Annotated in this window: 21 protein-coding genes and 1 riboswitch; of the genes, 13 read left to right on the top strand and 8 right to left on the bottom strand. The window is 49.3% G+C overall.

Going from position 1 to position 22,674, the window contains the following annotated elements; all coding sequences use genetic code 11:
* The first annotated feature begins 1 nt into the window (after position 1).
* Positions 2–133 (top strand): hypothetical protein, encoded by a 132-nt coding sequence (locus tag ACSR9A_RS25150; protein WP_473760465.1) that lies wholly within the window; start codon positions 2–4, stop codon positions 131–133.
* A 28-nt stretch (positions 134–161) separates the two neighbouring features.
* On the opposite strand, the gene ACSR9A_RS25145 is transcribed toward ACSR9A_RS25150, so the two are convergent.
* Positions 162–893 carry a response regulator transcription factor gene (locus tag ACSR9A_RS25145; RefSeq protein ID WP_473760462.1) on the bottom strand — a complete coding sequence of 244 codons (732 nt, stop codon included), beginning with the start codon at positions 891–893 and terminating at the stop codon, positions 162–164.
* Between the two features lie 283 nt (positions 894–1,176).
* Between ACSR9A_RS25145 and ACSR9A_RS25140 the strand changes: the two genes are divergently transcribed.
* The 10 genes from ACSR9A_RS25140 to ACSR9A_RS25095 all read left to right on the top strand — a co-directional run bounded on the left by ACSR9A_RS25140 (position 1,177) and on the right by ACSR9A_RS25095 (position 15,106).
* Complete coding sequence (locus ACSR9A_RS25140; RefSeq protein WP_473760460.1) at positions 1,177–1,911, top strand: ABC transporter ATP-binding protein; 735 nt, start codon at positions 1,177–1,179, stop codon at positions 1,909–1,911.
* Complete coding sequence (locus tag ACSR9A_RS25135; RefSeq protein ID WP_473760458.1) at positions 1,904–2,650, top strand: ABC transporter permease; 747 nt, start codon at positions 1,904–1,906, stop codon at positions 2,648–2,650. The genes ACSR9A_RS25140 and ACSR9A_RS25135 overlap by 8 nt, the downstream gene beginning before the upstream one ends.
* Positions 2,651–2,689: 39 nt before the next feature.
* Positions 2,690–3,568, top strand: a complete 879-nt coding sequence (locus tag ACSR9A_RS25130) for an AraC family transcriptional regulator (RefSeq protein WP_473760456.1) — start codon at positions 2,690–2,692, stop codon at positions 3,566–3,568.
* A 142-nt stretch (positions 3,569–3,710) separates the two neighbouring features.
* A complete protein-coding gene (gene melA, locus ACSR9A_RS25125) occupies positions 3,711–5,222 on the top strand; it encodes an alpha-glucosidase/alpha-galactosidase (RefSeq protein WP_473760453.1) in 1,512 nt (503 codons plus the stop codon).
* A gap of 122 nt (positions 5,223–5,344) precedes the next feature.
* Positions 5,345–6,397 (top strand): substrate-binding domain-containing protein, encoded by a 1,053-nt coding sequence (locus tag ACSR9A_RS25120; RefSeq protein ID WP_473760451.1) that lies wholly within the window; start codon positions 5,345–5,347, stop codon positions 6,395–6,397.
* Positions 6,398–6,691: 294 nt separating this feature from the next.
* Positions 6,692–7,609: a carbohydrate ABC transporter permease gene (locus tag ACSR9A_RS25115; RefSeq protein WP_473760450.1), complete on the top strand. Its 918-nt coding sequence runs from the start codon at positions 6,692–6,694 to the stop codon at positions 7,607–7,609.
* Positions 7,606–8,439, top strand: coding sequence for a carbohydrate ABC transporter permease (locus ACSR9A_RS25110; protein WP_473760448.1), 834 nt, complete (start codon positions 7,606–7,608; stop codon positions 8,437–8,439). Before ACSR9A_RS25115 ends, ACSR9A_RS25110 begins: the two co-directional genes overlap by 4 nt.
* A 65-nt stretch (positions 8,440–8,504) precedes the next feature.
* A complete protein-coding gene (locus tag ACSR9A_RS25105) occupies positions 8,505–9,836 on the top strand; it encodes an ABC transporter substrate-binding protein (protein WP_473760446.1) in 1,332 nt (443 codons plus the stop codon).
* A gap of 155 nt (positions 9,837–9,991) precedes the next feature.
* Positions 9,992–12,523, top strand: a complete 2,532-nt coding sequence (locus ACSR9A_RS25100) for a beta-mannosidase (RefSeq protein WP_473760444.1) — start codon at positions 9,992–9,994, stop codon at positions 12,521–12,523.
* Positions 12,524–12,550: 27 nt separating this feature from the next.
* A complete protein-coding gene (locus ACSR9A_RS25095; RefSeq protein ID WP_473760442.1) occupies positions 12,551–15,106 on the top strand; it encodes a beta-mannosidase in 2,556 nt (851 codons plus the stop codon).
* A gap of 195 nt (positions 15,107–15,301) precedes the next feature.
* Here the strand turns inward: ACSR9A_RS25095 and ACSR9A_RS25090 are convergent, their stop codons facing one another.
* The 7 genes from ACSR9A_RS25090 to ACSR9A_RS25060 all read right to left on the bottom strand — a co-directional run bounded on the left by ACSR9A_RS25090 (position 15,302) and on the right by ACSR9A_RS25060 (position 20,469).
* Positions 15,302–16,168 carry an SDR family oxidoreductase gene (locus ACSR9A_RS25090; protein ID WP_473760441.1) on the bottom strand — a complete coding sequence of 289 codons (867 nt, stop codon included), beginning with the start codon at positions 16,166–16,168 and terminating at the stop codon, positions 15,302–15,304.
* Positions 16,169–16,170: 2 nt separating this feature from the next.
* A complete protein-coding gene (locus ACSR9A_RS25085; protein WP_473760440.1) occupies positions 16,171–16,674 on the bottom strand; it encodes a hypothetical protein in 504 nt (167 codons plus the stop codon).
* Positions 16,675–16,783: 109 nt separating this feature from the next.
* On the bottom strand, positions 16,784–17,350 hold the full coding sequence (locus ACSR9A_RS25080; protein WP_473760438.1) for a MarR family winged helix-turn-helix transcriptional regulator: 567 nt from the start codon (positions 17,348–17,350) through the stop codon (positions 16,784–16,786).
* Positions 17,351–17,547: 197 nt separating this feature from the next.
* A complete protein-coding gene (locus ACSR9A_RS25075; protein ID WP_473760435.1) occupies positions 17,548–17,967 on the bottom strand; it encodes a hypothetical protein in 420 nt (139 codons plus the stop codon).
* A 4-nt stretch (positions 17,968–17,971) separates the two neighbouring features.
* Positions 17,972–18,138, bottom strand: a riboswitch (cyclic di-AMP (ydaO/yuaA leader).
* Positions 18,139–18,349: 211 nt separating this feature from the next.
* On the bottom strand, positions 18,350–19,714 hold the full coding sequence (locus ACSR9A_RS25070; RefSeq protein ID WP_473760433.1) for an ArsB/NhaD family transporter: 1,365 nt from the start codon (positions 19,712–19,714) through the stop codon (positions 18,350–18,352).
* A 51-nt stretch (positions 19,715–19,765) separates the two neighbouring features.
* Positions 19,766–19,942: a hypothetical protein gene (locus ACSR9A_RS25065; protein ID WP_473760430.1), complete on the bottom strand. Its 177-nt coding sequence runs from the start codon at positions 19,940–19,942 to the stop codon at positions 19,766–19,768.
* Positions 19,943–20,142: 200 nt separating this feature from the next.
* Positions 20,143–20,469, bottom strand: coding sequence for a winged helix-turn-helix transcriptional regulator (locus ACSR9A_RS25060; RefSeq protein WP_341278829.1), 327 nt, complete (start codon positions 20,467–20,469; stop codon positions 20,143–20,145).
* Positions 20,470–20,707: 238 nt separating this feature from the next.
* Between ACSR9A_RS25060 and ACSR9A_RS25055 the strand changes: the two genes are divergently transcribed.
* Both ACSR9A_RS25055 and ACSR9A_RS25050 read left to right on the top strand, forming a co-directional pair.
* Positions 20,708–21,469: a GTP cyclohydrolase II gene (locus tag ACSR9A_RS25055; RefSeq protein ID WP_473760427.1), complete on the top strand. Its 762-nt coding sequence runs from the start codon at positions 20,708–20,710 to the stop codon at positions 21,467–21,469.
* 164 nt (positions 21,470–21,633) lie between these two features.
* The gene (locus tag ACSR9A_RS25050; protein WP_473760426.1) at positions 21,634–22,653 is read left to right on the top strand and encodes a hypothetical protein; all 1,020 of its coding nucleotides are present in this window, start codon (positions 21,634–21,636) and stop codon (positions 22,651–22,653) included.
* Positions 22,654–22,674 lie beyond the last annotated feature (21 nt).

The following is a 22,674-nucleotide window of genomic DNA, read 5'->3' as shown; positions in this document are numbered from 1 at the left end:
TATGAATATTAAAAAAGCTCCGCTTGCGCTGATTGGCGCATGCGGAGCTTTTGCTTTATTTGAAGCGGGGATGGTCAAAGCCGGGGGAGCGGGGACATGGCAGGCAGGAAAACAGGCCAATATAGACAGGTAATGCAATTCTGCCTGCTGCAGCCGCCCGCCTAAATGGTCTCTGCCGCGGGATTCATCAGGCAATAGCCAATGCCCCATACCGTCTGAATCAAGGAGGCAGATTCGGGGTGGACGCGGTTCAGCTTTTCTCTGATCCGCTTTACATGGGTATCAATCGTCCGGTAATCGCCGAGCGATTGATAGCCCCAAATTCGCCGCATTAAATCCTCGCGGGAAATGGGCTGATTGATGTTGGCTGCCATAAACCTGAGCAGCTCATATTCGCGGAACGTCAGCTTTACCTTGCTGTTTCCGGCAATCACTTGCCTCGAATCATAATCGAACACGAGTCCTGGCAGCGTAAGATCAGGTGTCTGCTTGCGCTGCAAGGCGCGATAAGCAAACTCCGAGGTGCGGCGAATGATCGCCTTAATGCGGTACATCAGCTCGCGCGGGCTGAATGGCTTAACGACATAATCGTCGGAGCCCGCTTGGAAGCCGTCGAGCCGGTCATCCTCTTCGCCACAGGCGGAAAGCATAATGACGGGTGTCGATTTTTTCTTCTTGAGCTCGCGGCAAAATTCAAGCCCGTCCATCCCCGGCATATTACGGTCCAGCAAAATCATTGAATAATTGTATTGCATTGCCTTAAACAAGCCGTTGATGCCGTCGGAGGCTTCTTCGACGATCCAGCCTTCTTTTTTCAAAAATAACTTGAGCAGCTTGCGGATATGCTCCTCATCATCAACAATCAGAATGCTATATGGTTGCTGAAATGCCATGGCTCAACACCTCATCTTTATGTTTAAATTCATTACTGATAACAATTATCATTATCATTGCATGCGACCCCCATTGTTGTCAACTAAAAAACCTCCGTTTCTTGCCACATTAGCCGAAGGGTAGTCGCGAAAAAGACACAATTGCCTATGAGTGCGGATACAGTACGGCTGCTGCTCCCAATCGTCGTCAGGCTGTCCTCTTTCGAGCAGACGGGGAGCAGAGTATAATGGTGAAATGCAGGCTATGGATGAAGGAGAGAGCTAGGTGGCCCCCTTATTAACATTGAATAACGTATCAAAATATAGAAAACATCCCGAATGGATTTTTGAAGGGATTACAGCACAGGTGCAGGCTGGGGAGCGTATTGCGCTGCTGGGCACATCCGGTCAGGGCAAAAGCACGCTGCTGCGAATCGTGTCGCTGCTTGGTGAGCTGGATGCGGGAACGCTATTGCTGAAAGGACGGACAAGCAGCGAGTGGAAGCCCGAGGAGTGGCGGCGCATCGTGTGTTACGTTGCTCAGACGCCGGTCATGCTGCCGGGATCGGTCGAGCACAACTTGCGAGCGGTAAGCGAGCTGCAAGGGAAGCCGTTTGATGAAGCGCTGGCGAGGCGCTGTATGGAAGGCATTGGCCTTGGGCATATCGAATGGAGCAAAGAGGCGGAAAGCTTGTCTGGCGGGGAAAAACAAAGGACAGCCCTTGCGCGGGCATTAGTGCTCCGTTCCCCGCTGCTGCTGCTGGATGAGACGACTTCATCGCTTGATCCGAAGAGCAAGCGGCAGGTAGAGCAGTTTCTAAGCGAATGGTGCTCGAAGGAAGGCACGGCATTCATCTGGATTACTCATCATCTAGAGCAGGCACGGCAAATAAGCGGGCGTATCTGGTTTATGGCGGAAGGCAGGCTGCTGGAGCAAAGCGCAACGGAAGCTTTTTTCAGAAATCCCGGGTCGGAGCAGGCGCGCAGCTTTTTAGATAGTCAGCATGCGCCGGAGCAGGGGGAAGAGCCGCATGAATAATATTGCGCTCGCCTGCACGCTGGTATTTGTCGCCATTACGACATTTATTTCAATGAAGCAAAAGCTCGGCCTGGAGAAGGAGATTATTACAGGTACGCTTCGCTCCGCTGTGCAGCTGCTGTTTATCGGTTTTTTGCTGCATTTTATTTTTGAGACGAATCATCCGATTTTTATTGTGCTCATTATTATTTCAATGATTACGGTTGCGTCATGGAATGCCGGCTCCCGCGCCATACCGGTTAAGGGCATCCGGCTGCGCATAGCGCTTACATTGGCAGGCACGGAGGCGGTAACGCTCGCCTTGCTGCTCTCGCTTCGCATTATTGAGGCTGAGCCAAGGTATATCATTCCGGTCAGTGGGATGATTATCGGCAGCTCTATGATCGTATGCGGCCTCTATTTAAACCATATGAAACGGGAGCTTGAAGCGTCGCGGGGAGAGATTGAGACGCTGCTGGCGCTTGGAGCGACGGCGAAGCAGGCGATTCGCCAAGCGGTGCGCCGGGCGGTGCGCTCCAGTCTCATTCCCACGCTGGACGGCATGAAGACGGTCGGACTCGTGCAGCTGCCAGGCATGATGACTGGGATGATCGTCGCCGGGGCAGACCCGATTGAGGCGGTCCGCTATCAAATATTGATTGTATTTGCGATGTCGGCTTCGTCGTCGCTGACGTCAATTGTGCTCAGCATGCTGACGATGCGGCTGTGGTTCGCTAAAGATAACGGCAGGCTGCTGTAAGCAGCTTGGAAGGTGTTTACTTAGAGGAGGGACGATGAAGTGGAAAGAAGGGGTATTTTTCAGGGGCAATTAATGCAGGCCGAGCAGTATCCGCGAGTGGTAGCCTATTATTTTAAGGAATGGAATGGCTTCGAAATGGCTTACCATCAGCATAGCGCTGTTGAAATTATGTATGTCATATCAGGCGATTGCACGGTAGAGCTGCCGAATAAATCCATCCCAATGGAAAAAGGGCATTTCATCGTCATCGACTCGATGGTCGCTCACCGTCTTCATGTTGCGGAGGGCACTGCATGCCGGATGCTCAATGTTGAATTTATTTTTAGCCATACCGGTGTGGGACTTCCTTCCCTTAAACGGCTGGCGGAGACAGATCGTGCGCTTGCGGCGCTGTTCGCCGTGCAGCACGATTATTTGCTGCTTTACGATCCGAGCGATGTGTATCAAATGTTGAAGGCACTCGTGCTGGAACTGGACGGCAAGCGGCGTGCGGAGCAGCTTCTCACTGCACTTCAACTGACGCAGCTGCTTGTTCAAATTGGCAGGCTTGCACAGGAGGCCTCCAGCCAGTCGCATGATGCATCGGAGTTTTATGTGGGCGAGAGCATCGCTTTTATTCAGCAAAATTATGACCGCGACATTCAGGTCAAGGATATTGCGGCGGCGGTAAGGCTGCATCCGGGGTATTTCCACCGCATATTTAAAGCGGGAACGGGCTGCTCGGTTATGGACTACGTCATGCGCTTTCGGATGGAGAAGGGGCGAATGCTGCTGGAGCAGACCGATATTCCGGTCAGCGATATTTGCCATTATGTCGGCGTGAACAGCAGCCAATATTTCAGTACCCTTTTCAAAAAATATACGAACGAAACGCCGCTGGCCTATCGCCGCGCGGTGCGTAAGGAAGTGGAGCGCTAGTCAATCGTTCAACTTATAAAGTTAGAATTTTATACAAAGAAGCAAAATAGAAGTTACAATTGTGCAAACGCCTCCACGCTGCCGGTGCTACAATTAGCGTATTGTTCACTACTATATTGCGAGCCATTGGAGGCGTAAATCAATGTCATTTAAAGTTGCGTTTATTGGAGCAGGAAGTATTGGTTTTACTAGGGGATTGCTGCGTGATTTGCTGACCGTTCCAGAGTTTAATAACATCAAAGTCGCTTTTCAGGATATTAATCCGCAAAATCTCGATATGGTTACCCAGCTATGCCAACGGGATATTAATGAGAACGGCCTAGCAATTGAAATTGAGCCTACGACCGATCGCCGGGAAGCGCTGAAGGATGCACGTTACATTTTTGTAACGATTCGCGTCGGTGGTTTGGAAGCTTTTCAGACCGATGTAGACATCCCGCTCAAATACGGCATAGACCAATGTGTGGGCGATACTATTTGTGCAGGCGGCATTATGTATGGGCAGCGGGGCATCGCCGAAATGATGAATATTTGCAAGGATATCCGCGAGGTGGCGGAGCCGAACTGCCTGCTGATGAATTATGCGAACCCCATGGCGATGCTTACATGGGCATGCAATAAATATGGCGGTGTACGGACGATTGGCTTATGTCATGGTGTTCAGGGCGGACATGCGCAAATTTCCGAAGTATTTGGCCTTCCGCGTGAAGAGGTAGACATTATTTGTGCAGGAATCAATCACCAAACGTGGTATGTGCAAATTAAACATAATGGCGAGGATATGACGGGCAAGCTGCTGGAGGCATTTGAACAGCATCCGGAATACAGCAAAACCGAGAAGGTACGCATCGATATGATGCGCCGCTTCGGCTATTACAGCACGGAATCCAACGGTCATTTGAGCGAATATGTGCCTTGGTACCGTAAGCGTCCGGAGGAAATTCGCGACTGGATCGATCTTGGAACGTGGATTAACGGTGAAACGGGCGGCTACTTGCGCGTATGTACAGAAGGGCGCAACTGGTTCGAGACCGATTTCCCGAACTGGATGAAGGAAGAACCTAAGGCGTACACCAAGGAGCATCGCGGTCAGGAGCATGGCTCGTATATTATCGAGGGGCTGGAGACGGGACGGGTGTACCGCGGCCACTTCAACGTCGTCAACAATGGCGTGATCTCCAATTTGCCGGATGATGCCATTATTGAAGCGCCGGGCTACGCGGATCGCAACGGCATCAGCATGCCGCATGTTGGCGATTTGCCGCTGGGCTGCGCGGCTGTGTGCAATGTCAGCATTTCTGTTCAGCGTCTGGCTGTAGAAGCAGCGATTCAGGGCGATGACAAGCTGCTGCGCCAAGCGATGATGATGGACCCTCTGGTTGGAGCTGTGTGCAATCCAAATGAAATTTGGCAAATGGTCGATGAAATGCTTGTTGCCCAGGAGCAATGGCTTCCGCAATACGGAGAGGCCATTGCTGCCGCAAAAAAACGTTTGGAAAATGGCCTTGCCATTCCGGTGCGCAGCTATGAAGGAGCAGCGCGTCTGAAAACAAAATCAGTTGAAGAGATGCAGAGTAACCGCGAGGAAGCAAGCCGCAATGCGGGCGAGTCGGATAAGGCGATCGATCGCCCTGCCGCCGCAGCCACTGAATAGTAAAATATTCCTAAACATTACCTTGTGTACAGGGAGGAGTGGATTTGTTATGATAATCAATAAATTGTTTGGTTTACAAAATAGTAGTTGACTACAGTGGTTTAGACTTGGAGTGATTGGCCGTGAGGAAGCAAAAAAAGATTACGATGCAGGAAATAGCGGATCGGGTAGGCGTATCCAAATATGCGGTTTCTAAAGCTTTATCGGGAAAATCGGGCATTAGCGCCGTTACGCGCAGCAAAATATTTGAGATGGCCTCGCAGCTTGGCTACATGAATCAGAAAAGCGCCAAAAAAATGCCAAGCAGCAAGCAGAATGAGGAGGAAGAGCACCAAATCGTCGGCATTCTCATTCCGAATATTCGGAGCCAAAACAAGGAATCGGGCTATTGGGGCAAAGTGCTTGACGGCATTTCCAAAAGCTTGGAGGCAAAGGGGTTGGGCTCCGTCCTCATATCGGATGATTCGCCGCGAAATTTCAACCTCGTCATGAAGCCTGAAGGCTTAATGGGCATTATTGGTGTTGGCTTGATCGCTACACCGATGCTGGTTGAGCTGCGCAACAAGGCGATTCCGTTTATTTTAGTTGACCATGAAGACGAGCTGCTGGAATGCGACAGCATCTTTATGAACAACTATGATATCATTCGCAAGCTGGTCAAGTTTTTGATTGGCAAAGGCCATACCCAGATTCAATTTATTGGGGAGCTCGGCTATTCCCGCAGCTTTATTGACCGCTGGAGCGGCTTCCGCTCGGTTATGGATGAGAGCCGGCTTGATTATACGCCTAGTGAGGGTCTGCTTAAAGTAAAACCGACGCTGGACGAGTTTAATTTGAATTTGCTGCAGTCCAGTCTGAAAGAGCTTGAAGCGAGCCGTTTTCCAACTGCATTCGTATGTGCGAATGACCAAATTGCCTTGCTCGCAATGAACGCCTTACAGCGGCTGGGCAAGCAGGTTCCCGAGCAATGCTCCTTAACGGGCTTTGATAACAATCTTGAAATATTAGGCGAAACGCCAATGATTACGACGGTAAATGCAGAGAAAGAGGCGCTTGGCATTAAGGCCGTTGAACTGCTGCAATGGCGGCTGGAAAACGGGCATATGCCCTATGCGAAAATTTTGCTGCAAAGCGATTTAATTATTCGGGAGAGTGTAGGCGATCCTGTAAATTAGTAAAGGTTTATTTGTTAGGATTCAAGATGGAGTGCAGCAATTAGAAAATGGCGTGAACAAGACGGTTAGCGGGGAATGCTCCTCGTTAAACCGTTTTTTTTCGTGGAAAAAGCAGATTTTTGTCGATTGTTATTATTGTAAACGCTTTAAGTAAACTTTTATTATTTATTGTAAACATAACAATGATAAAAATTTAGGTTGACAATGTTTACGCTTTCATACTACTATTGGTTTACGATATACAGGGTTCAACAAAGTTCGACCATTTATCCCGCGCTGAAAAGAGGTCTTGCCATGCTTAATAAAAAACAAAGCCGCTGGAAAATTACGGGTCATGATATTGCCGGCTACGTATTTATCTCTCCTTGGCTAATCGGTTTTCTGCTGCTGACGCTGTGGCCGATTTTACAATCGTTCTACTTGTCTTTCACCGATTATTCGCTACTGGATTCACCAACGTGGACCGGGACGGATAATTACGAGAGCATCTTTACGAAAGATCGGCTGTTTATAAAATCGCTAACGGTCACCTTCACCTTCGTATTGCTTGCCGTTCCGATTAAACTGTTTTTCTCGCTAATGGTTGCGCTTTTACTTAACAAGAAGGTAAGAGGCCTCAACTGGTACCGGACGGCGATTTATTTTCCATCGCTAATCGGCGGCAGCATCGCGGTATCTGCATTGTGGAGAAATATGTTCGGCCTTGATGGCTACGTCAATCATGTGCTTAGCTGGTTCGGCATTGAAGGAATTGGCTGGATATCCAATCCGGATACGGCACTAGGCACATTGATCTTGCTGAACGCTTGGCAATTTGGATCAACGATGGTTATTTTTCTAGCCGGCCTTAAGCAAATTCCGAAAGATCTATATGAATCGGCTTCCGTCGATGGAGCAAGCAAGCTTCGCCAGTTTTTCAAAATTACGATTCCGATGCTCTCGCCCGTTATGTTCTTCAACCTTGTGCTGGGCATTATCAACGCCTTCCAAATGTTTACCTCGGCTTTCATCATTACACAGGGCGGACCAGCAAACGGAACTTATATGTACGTGCTGTTCTTATACGAGAAGGCATTCAAGCAGTATGAAATGGGTTATGCATCAGCACTTGCCTGGATATTGCTCGTCATTATCGCGGCCTTTACGGCCATTAATTTCCTAGTATCGAAATATTGGGTATTTTACGAATCGGATGGGGGGAAAGCCAAATGAGATCAGAAAAGCTAGCTGGACTTCGCACCCATTTGATTTTGCTCCCATTCTCGCTGCTGATGCTTTATCCGGTTATTTGGTGGGTTGGGGCATCGTTCAAAAGCACGGCTGAGCTTGGAGAGCCATCGCTATGGCCGACCGTCTTCATGTGGGAAAACTATTCGAATGGATGGAACTTCTCGCCACAGTTCACCTTTGCCACTTTCTTCGCCAACACCTTGATGATGGAATTTTGGAACGTCATAGGCGGCGTCGCCACAGCTGCACTTGTTGGCTACGGCTTCGGTCGTCTGAACTTCAAGCTTCGCAATTTCTGGTTTTCAATATTGCTGCTCACGATGATGCTGCCAGCTCAGGTAACCGTCGTGCCGCAATATATATTGTTCAACAAGCTAGGGTTCACTGACAGCTATGTTCCGCTTGTCCTCCCGCATTTCTTCGGCGGCGGCGCCTTCTTCGTCTTCCTGGTCGTCCAGTTCGTGCGGGGCATTCCGCGTGAGCTTGATGAAGCGGCGCAAATTGATGGGGCATCGGTATACGGCATCTTCTTCCGCATCATCGCACCGCTCATTAAGCCAGCGCTTGTCACTGTAGGGATTTTCACCTTCCTATGGAGCTGGGATGACTTCTTCTCGCAGCTGCTTTACCTCAGCTCAGTCGAGAAATTTACGGTTGGCCTGGCATTGCGGATGTTCATTGACCAATTCGAAGTCCAATGGGGACAATTGCTTGCGATGTCACTATTGTCTGTCGTTCCGTCGGCGATCTTGTTCTTCGTCGCCCAGAAGCATTTCGTAGAAGGCATTGCGACAACGGGGATCAAAGGGTAAGGCATCAAACGTTTTTCAACAACCGGCTTCACCAACATTTATATAAAAGAGGGAGTGTTCTACGTATGAAAACACAAAGAAAATGGTTGAAATGGTTGCCCGTTACTCTGATTTCGGTTCCCCTCGTTCTTTCCGGCTGTGGCTCTAATAGCGGCGGCAATTCGACTGCAGCAAGCACTGCGCCAGCGGCTTCGTCTGCTGGAAATGCCGATGCAGCGGCAAAGCTGAAGGTGATGTGGTGGGGCTCGCAGGCAAGACATGATGCCACGCTTAAGGATTTGGAGCTGTATACATCGAAGAACCCGAACGTGACGTTTGCGCCTGAGTATACAGCATGGGACGGTTATTGGGAAAAGCTGCCGACGCTCGCAGCATCGAACACGCTGCCAGATGTACTGCAGATGGATGCAGCTTACATTCAAGGCTATGCGAAACGGGGCCTGCTGGCGGATCTGTCCGATATTGATCTGTCGGGAGTCGTAGATGCACAGGTTTTGGAAAATATTAAAATTGGCGGCAAGGTGTACGGCGTTCCTCTCAGCTATAACGGACAAGGCATCGTCTACAATAAAGAGGCGCTGGCAGCGGCGGGAGTTAGCCTTCCAGCGAGCAACTGGTCGTGGGATGATTTCTTCGCTTATGCGAAAGAAGCACATGAGAAGCTGCCGAAGGGCCAATACGGCATTGACGATATGACGAACATTTGGGAATTTTATCAATATTACCAAACCTCCCAAGGCAAAGGGCCGATCTTTAAAGACGGTACAACGTTTAATCTCGATAAAGACACTTGGATGAAGTTCCAGCAAATTTATGCAGACTTCCGCAAAGATGGCATAGTGCCTGCAGCAGACCAGCAGCTATCCTTTAAGGAAAATGATCCGCAGCTCGATTCGATGGCTTCAGGCAAAGTTATGCTGAGAACCGCATCTGTCGGCTCGGCAAGTGTGATTGAATCCTTGCTCCCTGGCAAGCTTGGAGTAGGCAGCATTCCGATCGGCGAAGCTGGCGGCGGCTGGGCGCAATCGACGATTTTCCTGTCTGTGAGCGAAGGCTCGGCTAGCAAGGAGCAGGCGAAAGCGTTCATTAAATGGTTCGTGGCTGACAAAGAATCCGGCAAGACGCTTGGTCTGACACGCGGTATCCCAATCAATGAAGAGGTGTTCAAAGAGCTCGAGCCGACGCTTACGTCCGGCGACTTGTTTGCTAAAGAGCTGCTTGAAGCGGCAAAACCGAAAGCATTGCCTTTCTATCCAGCTCCAGCCGGTGCGGAGGATTTCGTGAAAACCTACAAATCCGAGATGGAAGCGGTTATGTTTGGCCAAGCCACATTGGAAGAGGCTTATCAAACGCTGCTCGATAAAGGGAAAGACGCAGAAGCGAAGCTGAACAAATAAGTATAGCGAATCGGAAATGTAAAAAAAGCACGGCGAAAAAGCCATAGCGCGAAGAAGGCCCAGCTGAAAAATCGCAAGCGATTGGAGGCGGGTCTTTTCGCGCTTTACGTATTTTTTTCAACACACATAGAGATAAATTGGAGGATGAGAGCCAAATGAAAATAACAGACTGGCGGTTGCAGCATTTTGAAGTAGGGGAGAAGCCTCCTCTTCAGGTGGCGGCACCTGGACTTGACGACCGTTTTTGGATGACGGCGAAGGTTCCTGGGGATGTGCATTCCACACTGATTGATCGGCGCATTATTGAGCATCCCTATTTTGGGCATAACGACATCAAATGCCGCTGGATCGAGCAGAAGGAGTGGTGGTATCGAGCGCAGTTCGACTATGAGGTTCATGAGGGTCAAGGGGAGCGGCATGAGCTGATTTTTGAAGGCTTGGATACATTTGCGACGATCTTCGTCAATGGACTCGAAGTGGGTACGGCGGAAAATATGCATCGCATTTATGTTTTTGATGTCACGAGGGTTGTACGTCCGGGCAAAAATGCCATTGCTGTCCGTTTTGACCCGCTGCATTTGCATCATCAGGATAAGGAGCAATTCCAGTGGTCCTCCTATACGAAGGAGCGTCCATGGCTGCGCAAGGCCGCAATGAACTTCGGCTGGGATTGGGGGCCACGAATGGTCACCGTCGGCATTTGGGGCAGCGTTCGTCTGGAACGCAGACGTGCCGCTAAGCTCGGCAGTGTATTCGTTCAAACGTTATCGGCTGGCAAGGAAGAAGCAGCTTTGAAAGTAGCAGTTGATACGGTTGCCTATCACAAGCTGGCGCAGCTGACTGCTGAAATCAAGCTGTTTACGAGAGAGGGAGAGGTTGTGGCATCCGCAGCGATTTCCTTGAAAGGCGGGCACGAAGCATCGGCGGAGCTGGCTGTAAAGCAACCGCGGCTATGGTGGTCGCATGATCTTGGCGAGCCGTATTTGTATGAGCTTGAGGTGCAGCTGTTTGCGGATGGTGAGCAGGTTGACAGCTATCGCAAGCGCTGCGGCATTCGGACAATTGAGCTGCAGCTGGAGGATGAGGCTGGAAAGCCCGCTTTTGCCTTCCTGCTGAACGGCGTCAAGCTGTTCGCCAAAGGCTCCAACTGGATTCCGGCAGACAGCTTTATTGGAGCGGTGAAGGACAAGCGCTATACCGATCTCATCGAGCTGGCTGTCGATTCCAATATGAATATGCTGCGCATTTGGGCTGGCGGCATTTATGAGAAGGATGTTTTTTACGAGGAATGCGATCGTCTTGGTGTGCTCGTCTGGCAGGATTTTGCCTTTGCGAATGCACTATTCCCAGATTTCAACCGTAATTTCATGGAAAATGTGAAGCAGGAAGCGATCGATAATGTGAAGCGTCTGCGCAATCATCCGTCGCTTGCTTTATGGTGCGGCAACAACGAAATTGACTGGCTGTATGACATGAAGTCGGCTGGCGGGGATATTACTTGTCCCTTCTATGGAGAGAGCATCTACCATGAGCTGCTGCCGGAAGTGCTGGAGCAGTATGATAGCAGCAGGCCGTATTGGCCGTCGTCGCCATATGGCGGCAATGATGCCAACGATCCTGATGTCGGTGACCGCCACAATTGGCAAGTATGGCATGGCTCGGTGTACCCGCGCAAATTCGGCGAGGCGCCGCTGCTTGATTACAGCATTGAAGGCGTTACGTTCAAAAATTATAAAAAAGATTTCACTCTGTTCAGCAGCGAGTTCGGCATGCACGCATCTGCGAACCGTTATACGCTGGAGCGCTATATCCCGGCAGGCGAATTTTATTGGGGCAGCGTAGAGATGGCGCATCGCAATAAGGATACGAACCATCAGAAGGGCATTTTGCTCATGGAAGGTTATACGGGCATTCCGCAAAATATCGAAGAATATATGAACTTCTCCATGCTCACGCAGGCGGAGGGTTTAAAATATGGCATTGAGCATTACAGGCGCAATAAGCACCGCACCAGCGGATCGCTCGTCTGGCAGCATAATGACAGCTGGCCAGGCACGAGCTGGTCGCTGATTGACTATGAGCTGCTGCCGAAGGCTTCTTTTTATTATGCGAAAAAGTTTTACCATCCGCTCCTGCTGTCGCTCGATTATGAGCCAGGGCAGCCGCTCTGTGTATGGGCAGTTAATGACCGGCTGGAAGCGTATGAGGGCGAAGTGCTGTTCAAGTGCTATACGCATGATGGCGCCTTGGTGTATGAGCAGAGCTTTGACGTCAATCTGCCGCCGAATACGGCAATTCAAATTAGCGAGCTTGCAGAGGCAGAAGTGCTAGGCGATGCTGCGCCAGAGCAGGTCATTGTGAAGCTGTCCGCTCCTCGGTGGGACGCGCCGGACAATTATTATTATTTACGTGATCATCGGGAGCTCAGCTTGCCGGACAGCACCCTTGCAGCGACGTTTAATGAGAAGGAGCAGACGATTACAATAGCTGCTTCGGGCGGTGCGGCGCGCCTGGTGAAAATCGCTGTGAAGCAGGGCAACATCCGCTTCAGCGATAACTATTTTGACCTGCTGCCCGGTGAATCGGTTACGGTCACCTTGCAGCAAGCAGACGGACAGCCGCTGCGATCTGAGACGCTGGAAGTGTCAGCTCTCAATGCTGACAAGGCTGAAATACATTTTAACTAAACTAATATAACGATTGTGGAGGACGCGATGAACGAAGCGAATAGAATTTTATCTGATTGGAGCTTTAGAGCATGCGGGGAAAAGGAATGGCTGCCAGCGACTGTTCCGGGAAATGTGCATTTGGATCTTCTGCGGCAGGAGAGAATAGGCCATCCCTTTTACGGGACGAATGAGCATGGACTGCAGTGGATTGACAAGCAGGATTGGGAGTATAGGGCGACGTTCGGCGTAACGCCGGAAATGCTTGCACAATCTCAGCTTGAGCTGGTTTTTACAGGACTAGATACGTATGCTGACGTGTACGTAAATGGCAAGCATATGCTGTCGGCGGACAATATGTTCCGCAGCTGGAAAATCAATGTTAAGCCGGTTTTACAGCCGGAGGGCAATGTGATAACCGTCAAATTTCGTTCGCCTATTAACGAGGATTTGCCAAAGCTTGAGAAGCTGGGCTACTCGCTTCCAGCGACGAATGACCAGTCAGAGCTGGGTGGACTTGGCGATAAGAAGCTTAGTGTTTTTGCCCGTAAGGCTCCTTATCATTATGGCTGGGACTGGGGCCCGCGCTTTGTGACGAGCGGCATTTGGAAAGAAGTTAAGCTCGTTGCCTGGTCGGATGTACGACTGACCGATCTATATATCGAGCAGCAGGAAATAACGTCTGTTCAAGCGAGTCTCAGGCTTGTCGCAGAGGTCGAATGCGAGCAGACTTGGCAAGGGGTAGTGCGGGTTGAGGCAGACGGTAGGCGCTGGGAGCAGCAGGTTCAGCTGGACGCGGGATTGCAGACGGTGGAACTGGCGGCGTCTATTACGGAGCCGCGGCTTTGGTGGTGCCGAGGCCTCGGCAAGCCGGAGCTCTATCATTTTGAAGCACTGCTTGTGCAAGCAAAGGATGGAGTCGAGCAGTCTGTTAGCAGCCGTAGTGTAACGACGGGTTTGCGGGCAGTGAAGCTGGTAACCGATCAAGACGAGCAGGGCCATGCTTTTTATATCGAGCTAAACGGCGTTCCGGTGTTCGCCAAAGGCGCTAATCATATTCCAAATGACAGCTTTCTGCCTGATGTGACGTATGAGCGCTACCGTCATGAAATTGCGAGTGCTGCGCAATCGAATATGAATATGCTCCGTATATGGGGTGGCGGCATTTATGAAGCGGATGTGTTTTATGAGCTTTGTGATGAGTACGGATTGCTCGTCTGGCAGGATTTCATGTTCGCTTGCAGCATGTATCCAGGAGATGAGGCTTTTCTGGAAAATGTGCGTCTGGAGGCGGAGGAAAACGTTCGGCGTCTGCGCAATCACCCATGTATCGCCTTATGGTGCGGCAACAACGAAATCGATACAGCCTGGTCGCATTATGATGAAAATATGGGCTGGGGCTGGAAGCGCGATTATACGCCGGAGCAGCGAGAGCAGCTGTGGGCCGATTATGAGGCGATTTTCCATCGGATTTTGCCACAGGCGGTCGCTGGGCTGGGCAATGGTATTGCGTATTGGCCTTCATCGCCGATGCGCGGGCTGACGGGAGACGGGGAGCAGCATGCTTTCAACCTGTCCAAGAGCGGCGATATTCACTACTGGGGCGTTTGGCATAACATAGAGCCCTTTGAAAAATACAACGTCCACGTAGGCCGCTTTATGAGCGAATACGGCTTTCAATCGTTCCCTGAGCTGCAGACGGTGCAGCAGTATGCGGAGGAAGCGGATATGGCAATTGAATCGGAGGTTATGCTGGCGCATCAGAAAAACGCGCGTGGCAACCAACTGATCAAGGAATATATGGATATGTATTTGCGCCAGCCGAGGGATTTTCCGGCATTTCTGTATTTGAGCCAAGTGCTGCAGGCGGAAGCGATGAAGACAGCGATTGAGGCTCATAGGCGGAAAAAGCCATTTTGCATGGGGTCGTTATATTGGCAAATGAACGATTGCTGGCCCGTTGCCTCATGGGCGGGAATGGACTATTACGGGCGCTGGAAGGCGCTGCAATATTATGCGGGACGCAGCTTCCGTGACATGATGTTATCCTTCGATGATACTAGTGGCGGCCGCATCGATTGTTATGTATTGTCAGATCAAAATGTGCCTTTCATCGGCGAGCTTCAGCTAGAACTGCGCTCATTCGCTGGCGAGGTGCTAAAGCAGTTTGCTGTTCCCGTGTCGCTTCAGCCGAATAAGGGCCACATAGCCTGCTCCTTTGAGCTGAAGGCGCTGCTTCCAGAAGGTATTGAGCCAGGCTCAGTTGTACTGGCAGCCAAGCTTAAGCAGGGTGGACTGCTTGTGGAGGAGAAGGAGCATTATTTCAGGCCGATGAAGGAGCTTGAACTCATAGCTCCTGCCATTAAGGTAAGCGAAGTTGAAGGCAGCGGCGGCACAGCCTTTGTTCTGGAGACGAATATGCTGGCGAAGCAGGTTCGACTTTCCGCGTCCATCGAGGGCATTTTCAGTGACAACTATTTCGATTTGCTGCCGAATGAACCGCGTACGATCACGTTTTACGCGCGAAACCCGCAAGGGGATCAGGCTTTCATTGCTGCATCGCCGGGCGAGCTTGCCGTCCATTCGATGACCGATTTTATTTAAGGTGAAAATAAAGTATTGGACGTACAGGGTTCTACATATTATGGATGACTAATATGTGAACCCTGTACGCCTATTTCTCGATCTCCGAGCCACCTGCTGCCCCTCATCTTTGCCTTCAGTTCACCGACTGGATGAAATTCTGCGCATTCATGAGTCTGAGTGAGGCGAAAATTTCACTATAGGTGGACTCCGCCTCTACCGGAAATGTTCAACACACTCATGCAGAAAGGCCTCTAGCGTTCGTGGCTCTCTGCCGAGCAAGCGCTGCACAGTATCATTTGGAATTTCTGGCACCACCGTAGACATAGTTTGAATTTCCACAACATGGTTCGCGAGCCAAGGAGGCATATTCCCATGCTCGATAAGATTGCGAAGCAGTACTTGAGGTTCCATGTTTATGTAGCTTATCGGCCGATTAAGCAGGGCGGATAGTTGACTCGCGATCTGAGGATAGTTGAAAATTTCCGAACCAGTAAGCGTATATATTTGGCCTGATATCTTGCGATTGGTAAGAACTTCTGCGGCAACATCTGCGATATCGCGACAGTCAATGAAGTTACACGGTGAATCGCCCATGGAGCCGAAGAAAACATTTTGGGTTGTGATCGTTGGTGCAAGGCGCAGCAAGTTTTGCATGAACGCATAAGGGCGCAGCACGGTGTGGGTGAGACTCGATTCCCTCAGCGTTTTCTCGATTTCTTGATGCCAGCCCGCCACTGCGACTGGCGAGCTGTGCTCAAAGGCAGGGCTGGATATTTTTACGATATGTTTGATTCCAGATTCTGCGGCAATCTGAATGATTGAAGTTTCCAATTCGATTTGTCTCGGACTGTTGGACATGGCAAGGAAGAGCTGGCTAGCACCTGTAAACGCGCGGCGCAGCGATTCGGGGTCGGAAGCATCCGCCGATGCAACCATGATAGTCGATCGGCCTTTTTCTCCGATCTGATCACGCAACTTCTCAGGCTCTCTGCTCAGCGCCTTGGCGGGTACGCCAAGATCAACCAAACGTTTCAAAAGCGCACTTCCTATCGTACCTGTTGCTCCCATAATAACTATCATTTTTATCTTCTCCTTTTGGATGGAAAATGAGTTGTGACGGCAAGACGCCACCGCCATGTCACTATCGTGCTTGCTATGAATCCAGATAACGGGAAATCGGTCCAGACACGACCGACCCAGGCCAAATGATTGCTCGGATTCATAAATTCTAGTAAAACAGATGTCAACCATGCGGCGTATAGGCCAAACAAGGACCCGGCCAATGCGAACATCCCTACCACAACCAAGTGAGGTGCAGTGATGACCCATCGTATACGGCCCACTCGGCTGCGCAACAAAAGGCCAATCATTAAGGCCATCAAGGCCGATGCACCGCCGATTGTGGTCAATGCCCCTATTTGAAGACCCCTATCGGCAGTAATCAATCCCCCGATACCTGCCATGATGGCAGGAGCAGCATAGGCCATGACAACTTCACGCCATAGTATAAAAATCTTTTTCTTGGAACCAGCAGGCTTGATGCCGTAAACAGCATCTGTCTGATTCGGGTATTTCATCTTGTTCATTTAGCTGCTCCCCCTCTTCTTTGAAATCGTTCAACGATTGCTTTCAGTGAAATATAATTAGCTTCCTAACTATATAAGGATAAAAATAGGCTAGCTTTACTAGCCCATTCTAATCATTACTGATGTTTCCCTTTGGTTTCGAGCCTACTTCGCCCGTAAGAGCTGAGATGCCTTGTGTAATTCGGCCTAGCAAGTCGAGAAATACGCTGCGCTCCTCGATATTGAGCAAGCCCACCATTGCTTCCAGCCGAGCGAAATGCTCAGGAGCCATTTCACGAAGCTTCTTCGCTCCTGCTTCCGTCAAAATGACCGATCTCTGACGGCCATCATCTGAGCTTGATCTCCGAGATACTAGCCCATCTCGTTCAAGGGTGTCGATAAGACCTGTCACTGTAGCACGTGTAACGCCTAGATGCTCCGCTAATTGCGAAGGCAATTCTTCTCCTTCGTTATCTTCAAGATCTGCCAATAAACGATATCGACTTGTTGATAAACCGAATCTAGAGAAATGAATCTCCGAGGCATGTCCAAGCTTGACTCCCGCTGCCATTAGTCTAGAAGCGACGAGTATAGCCTGAGCGTCTATGTCTAGGTTATAGCGATCAATCTGACGCTTGGATTGTACTAGCGAAGGAATTGCGTCAATGTCATTTAATAATTTATTATTGTTGTTCATATATATAGTATGGTTCCTAATTACTTTTGTGTCAACACATTTATATAACCTATCAATAGCCCGTCATTCTTCCTATGTGGAACTAAAACTTTATTTTCTTTCCATAGGAGAACAAGCAGCGGATAAAAAAAGAAACCTTTCCGCCAGCTGAATCATGGCGGGGAAGATTCCTTTGTGTTAGGTCGATCCAAAATAGGCTAAAAAATAGAAAGATAGAATAACGAGCGGCTGAGTAAAATAGGTTCCTCGGAAGTGTTGTCATCCGGTTCAATTTCTGCCGTCCAGTGTTTGAGATGGTGAATGGCGTGATCGAACAGGTTGTACACACTGTGTTGATCAGCTTGCTCGCTCCGAAGCGAACGGCCTGTTATGGACAAGGTGCCGATAAAGCTGCTCAGCGCGCTGCACCACAGGCCCCAATCGTTAGGGCGTTCCATTTCGTCTACAAAAGTCTCGCCAAAGCCAATGCCTTTGTCCGTCGTTACCCGCAAGCAGGCACGGTTTCCAGCGGCGTCTACATTGAGTGCTGGAATGACAAACAGCTCAATGCGCTTGACCGTAAGCTTCATTGCGTGCTTCGCCTTAGGCGGAGCGTCCGGCGCATGAAGGACAATCATATTCATCTCTCCTCACGTTCGCTTACGGAGTTAGCTGTCGGATTCGGGCCAGAGAGCTGCCCTACCAGTGCGCGAAGGCACCGGATTCACCCCTTGCGATTCAAGCTGTCGCTTCAACCACGTCGTTGGTTCCCCCGCTTTTTCAATTGAAAAATTAAGCGATTAATAATAGAGTGCCAGAATTCGGCTAGGGATATATATTATACCTTAATGGCTCATTTGTAAACCTTTTAGCAGTAAAATAAAAAAATGCAGCTGCCTCAAGCGAGAACGAGCGCTGCCGTTATTTGGCGGCAACGCTCGTTTTCTGCAGAAATAACTGCTGAATTATGAATACAGTAGTTCATTGTGGACTGACCGCTCATGTAGAAGTTGTCGTGAGTTAATGCATAGGGAAGATCCAGCCAACCCATAAAGCAAGAAGAACGAGAGTAAACAGCAGAACAGGCGGAATGACAACAATCGTTACTTTGACATAATCCAACCAATTGATTTTCACCTTGGCTTTCTGTACAAGATTCATCCAAATGAGCGAGGCTAGAGTGCCTATCGGTAAAATGAGTGAGCCAATATCGCTCCCAATGACGCTGGCGAGGTAGGCGATTTTGAGTGAAAGCGGATCGAGGTTCATTTCGGTGAGGGTGATCGTGCCGATCATGAGAGCGGGGTGATTGTTGACGAGTGTAGACATGGCAGAGACAAGCCCTCCGATTAAAATGCTTGCATTCATCAGGCTCCCCATGACAAGCGGCTCGAACACCTGCACGAGTAATTGCGTCAGGCCAATATTGTGCAGGCCATAAATAATGATATACATGGCGAAGGCGAAAATGAGTATATGCCACGGAATTTTACGCAAAATGTCGTTCGGCGGCATTTTCAAGTAAACCCAGCGCCAACTAAGGAGCAGCAGGGAGCCGAAAACAGCGACCCACTCAACGGGGATATGCAAATAGGAGGCAGCAAATAAGCTTAGCCGGACAGAGAAGACGAAAAGCAGAATCAATTTCATAAAGCGGCTGCTGTATTTGGGATATGCAGGCTTGCTTCCGTTAGGTGTGAGTAAAGGATGGTAGCCAGATTGAATAGGGACAATTGAAATCGTATGGGGTACTTGCCGGGGAAGCTGATGGTAAAAGTAGAAGAACAGCAGCAGGCTGAGCAGCAGCAGACCAATTGTAGCGGGGATAAACATCATGACGGTATGCATGTACAAATCCATGCCGACGATTTTTAGCGCAATCAGATTTACAATATTGCTGACCCCGATGGGGGCGCTGGAGGCGGTAGCGATTAATGCTCCTGAAAGTAGGTATGGAATTTTTTGGTGATTTTTCAGTCCCATGTGATGCAGCATAATGAGCAAAATCGGGGTAGTGATAAGAATGCTGCCGTCATTGTTGAAAAATAGCGTCATCAGAAAACACATCAGGTTTACATACCAGAACAATCTGAGTCCTGAGCCACGTGCTCGAATGGCAAGCCCCTCGGCAGCCCAGATGAAGAAGCCAAAGCTCTCCAGCACGATTGCCATTACGATCGTCGCCATAATGGTGATGGCTGCTCCACTAACGGTGGCGCTAATATGCGCAAGGTCCGTCAACGAGACGACTCCGCTCAATAGGACGAGTATGGCGCCAAACGTAGCAGGAATGGCTTCATTCAGTCCTCTTGGACGCCACAAAATGAGCAAGATCGTGAAGAGGAAGGCAAACAGGGAAACGATAATGGAAGGTAGCGAGATCAAATGTTAATCACCTCGAATTCTTGGTTAAATTCATAGTGAAGCAGAAAAGGGTTATTCATTTGCGGCAACTGCATTATGCTGAGCGGCTTCTATGCGGCTGCTGTCATAGCGTTTATCGGTTGTCGTAGAGGATAGAGATATAATAGTAGGCTGTTTGATCGGCGGAGGAGGCTTGAGAATGAAATAGAGGGACAGGCCTGACGAGCAAATAATGAAGATCGTAAGCAAAAGGGTTTCCTCCTTTCTAGTAATAACGTATAAGAGGACGACTATCATGGGGAGATATGAATAATATATGTATATGTGGCCTACTGATAGAGGGTACTAGACGTTAATAGTAGATTGCTATAATTCCGCGAAGCGTCCCCGCTCCGGAAACGCAAAACAACCTCGGCCTTGTTAAGGGCCGAGGCTGCTTCGTTATCTTTTTACTTGGATATGGACATAGGCGCTACCCAATCGGATGACCATTGCTGCAATTCGCGAATGACCGGCTCCAGTGCGTGTCCCTTTTCGGTAAGCGAATATTCGATGCGAACTGGAATGTCTGGAAAGACGGCGCGGCTTACAATGCCCTCATTTTCAAGATCCTTGAGCCGCTCAGACAGCAGTCTGCCGCTAATGGGAAGGGCACCTTGAATGCAGCTGAAGCGCTGCGGCCCGGACAGCAACTGATAAATAATCAAGCCGGTCCATCGTTTGCTTATAATGTCCATTCCTTTGTGCAGGCGCGGACAAAGCCCGGATTTCTCCATGTAGATCACCTCATTAATAACTTGCTATTAAGTATAACTTTAATATAATTTATATACAAGCAAACTTTTTGAATGCTCATAACTTGACGTAATGGAATTTCGAATATATAATTAGTTACTAATGGTAAGCGAAAACTTGTTCCCCTATGATTATTAATAAGGCAAGGTGCATTTATAGCAGATGAAGCTTAGCCTTTCAACCTATTATATCAAATACAGATGAAGAAGGTGCACACTAATGATTAAACCATCCATTCGTTCTATTATAAATGACAAAATAAAAACTATTGAAGGCGATTCGCACGATATCCATGTTGTCGGACCCATTCAGCTTCCGGTTGAGCTTGACGGCGAGACGAAGATTTTTCAGTGGTACAGCTGGCTGAAGCGTGAGAAAAATAGCGCCCAAGACGAAACAGATCTATACAGCGAGCTGGCGAAGGGGCATTATGCGGAGCTTCAGCAATCCAGCGTACTCGTCTATGGCGATTTTGCCGAAGGCGAAGATGCGCTGATTCGCATGCACAGCATTTGCCATACGGGCGATATTTTTGGCAGCCAACGCTGTGATTGCGGCTTTCAGCTTAAGCAGTCGATGCGGATGATTACCGAGCATGGAACGGGCGCCTTATTTTATTTGGCAAATCATGAAGGCCGTGGCATTGGATTGTTCAGTAAGGCAATGGCTTACCTGCTTCAGGAGGAGGGGCTCGATACAGTTGATGCGAACTTGGAGCTGGGCTTTGCTGAGGACGCTCGCGATTACAGTGAATCCATTGCTGTCTTGAAGCTGCTTCGCTCGTTGCCTGTGTCGATTATTACGAACAACCCGCGCAAAGTGGAGGCGCTTCGTGAAGCTGGCATGCATATTGCCCGCCGTGTTCCGCTTTGGGGGCAAACCTCCGTCTACAATGAGAAGTATTTGACAACAAAGGTTTTGAAGTCGGGGCATTATTCGGCCGAAGCCCAGCATGAGGATAATCAGGTCAAAGCGCTGTAAGATCAGGAGATATTTTGAAGATAAGTTAAGGATACGGATGTGTTTTGAAAAAAGTTTGCGCGGAGGCCTGCTTCCGCGCTTTTTTGCCGTAACTTCCGCTCTGTTCATGCGTCTATTGGATATTGACGATAATGTGGCATATACTATTAGAGTGAGAGGGCCAGGTGAACATGACGATTGAGGTGAATAGCGACGTGCGTAGTCGTAACTATAGATGGAATGTTTTAGTTCTTATATTTGCATTATTCATTGCAGGTTGCAGCGGCAACAATAAAAATACAGAGGAACGTCGGGATTCCCACGCTGGCGCACAGGTTTCGCCAGTCGTGCAGGGCGCTCCCCAAGAGAAGGACAATTTGCTGGAGCAATACCGCCAGACGGTGCAAAATGCAAAGGAGCCGTTCGAAATTGTTTCATTCTTGAACGAGAATATGTCAAAGGCTGGACAAGAGCGGGCGGATACGATGATACGCGAGCTGAATGCGTATTATAACAATGATCTGGAACGAACGCAGGACGCTTTTTTTGAAAATAATGTGCAGGAGGTGCTGCTCCAGCAGCAATGGCCGATTACAGCCTCCAACGCTGCCGAAATTCAGGATGCCGCTGTGAAGCAGCTCGTTATTACGAAGCTGATGGGCGGCTACAAGCTGATTATGGTAGAGGGCACCATTTATCCGATCATTGATTTTGAATTGCAAAAGGTTTACAAAAATTATGTATCGCAGCAGATGAATGATTATATTTTTTTGCGGGCGGTAGAATCAAATGAGGTTTCAGCGAAGGATGCCGGGCTGATCATTACGTGGGATAAGCTGGCTAATCGCGCAGTATTGTCGGAAACCTACATTAAAACGTATCCCGATTCAGCAGAGCGCCCGGAAATCGAGCAGCTTTATTTAAACAGCTACTTATCGATGTATATTTATGGCCTCAATAACACACCCATATTTGATATGGAAACGTATCGGCTGCTCAGCGAGGTGAAGACGAGCTATCAAAAGCTGGTGAAGGAGCATCCGGAGACGGTAACGGCAAAAATGGTATCGCAGTTTTTGGACGTGCTGGCAACGACGGATGAGCAAGTTTACAACCGAATCAACGGACAGCAGATGGATATCCCCGCGGTTAAGCAATTCCATGAACGTTTTCAGGCGAAAGCGGAGGAGCTGCTTGGTGGTTAAATGGGTCGATTTGAGGCGGCA

The sequence above is a fragment of the Paenibacillus sp. R-74696 genome, from assembly GCF_055814915.1.
This window is presented reverse-complemented; position numbering and strand designations above follow the sequence as displayed.

Bases quoted from the DNA above. Each gene is read 5' to 3' on its own strand.
- ACSR9A_RS25150 (WP_473760465.1), top strand. From the start codon at position 2: ATGAATATTAAAAAAGCTCCGCTTGCGCTGATTGGCGCATGCGGAGCT.
- ACSR9A_RS25145 (WP_473760462.1), bottom strand. From the start codon at position 893: ATGGCATTTCAGCAACCATATAGCATTCTGATTGTTGATGATGAGGAG.
- ACSR9A_RS25135 (WP_473760458.1), top strand. From the start codon at position 1,904: ATGAATAATATTGCGCTCGCCTGCACGCTGGTATTTGTCGCCATTACG.
- melA (WP_473760453.1), top strand. From the start codon at position 3,711: ATGTCATTTAAAGTTGCGTTTATTGGAGCAGGAAGTATTGGTTTTACT.
- ACSR9A_RS25115 (WP_473760450.1), top strand. From the start codon at position 6,692: ATGCTTAATAAAAAACAAAGCCGCTGGAAAATTACGGGTCATGATATT.
- ACSR9A_RS25110 (WP_473760448.1), top strand. From the start codon at position 7,606: ATGAGATCAGAAAAGCTAGCTGGACTTCGCACCCATTTGATTTTGCTC.
- ACSR9A_RS25105 (WP_473760446.1), top strand. From the start codon at position 8,505: ATGAAAACACAAAGAAAATGGTTGAAATGGTTGCCCGTTACTCTGATT.
- ACSR9A_RS25100 (WP_473760444.1), top strand. From the start codon at position 9,992: ATGAAAATAACAGACTGGCGGTTGCAGCATTTTGAAGTAGGGGAGAAG.
- ACSR9A_RS25095 (WP_473760442.1), top strand. From the start codon at position 12,551: ATGAACGAAGCGAATAGAATTTTATCTGATTGGAGCTTTAGAGCATGC.
- ACSR9A_RS25090 (WP_473760441.1), bottom strand. From the start codon at position 16,168: ATGATAGTTATTATGGGAGCAACAGGTACGATAGGAAGTGCGCTTTTG.
- ACSR9A_RS25085 (WP_473760440.1), bottom strand. From the start codon at position 16,674: ATGAACAAGATGAAATACCCGAATCAGACAGATGCTGTTTACGGCATC.
- ACSR9A_RS25080 (WP_473760438.1), bottom strand. From the start codon at position 17,350: ATGAACAACAATAATAAATTATTAAATGACATTGACGCAATTCCTTCG.
- ACSR9A_RS25075 (WP_473760435.1), bottom strand. From the start codon at position 17,967: ATGATTGTCCTTCATGCGCCGGACGCTCCGCCTAAGGCGAAGCACGCA.
- ACSR9A_RS25060 (WP_341278829.1), bottom strand. From the start codon at position 20,469: ATGGAGAAATCCGGGCTTTGTCCGCGCCTGCACAAAGGAATGGACATT.
- ACSR9A_RS25055 (WP_473760427.1), top strand. From the start codon at position 20,708: ATGATTAAACCATCCATTCGTTCTATTATAAATGACAAAATAAAAACT.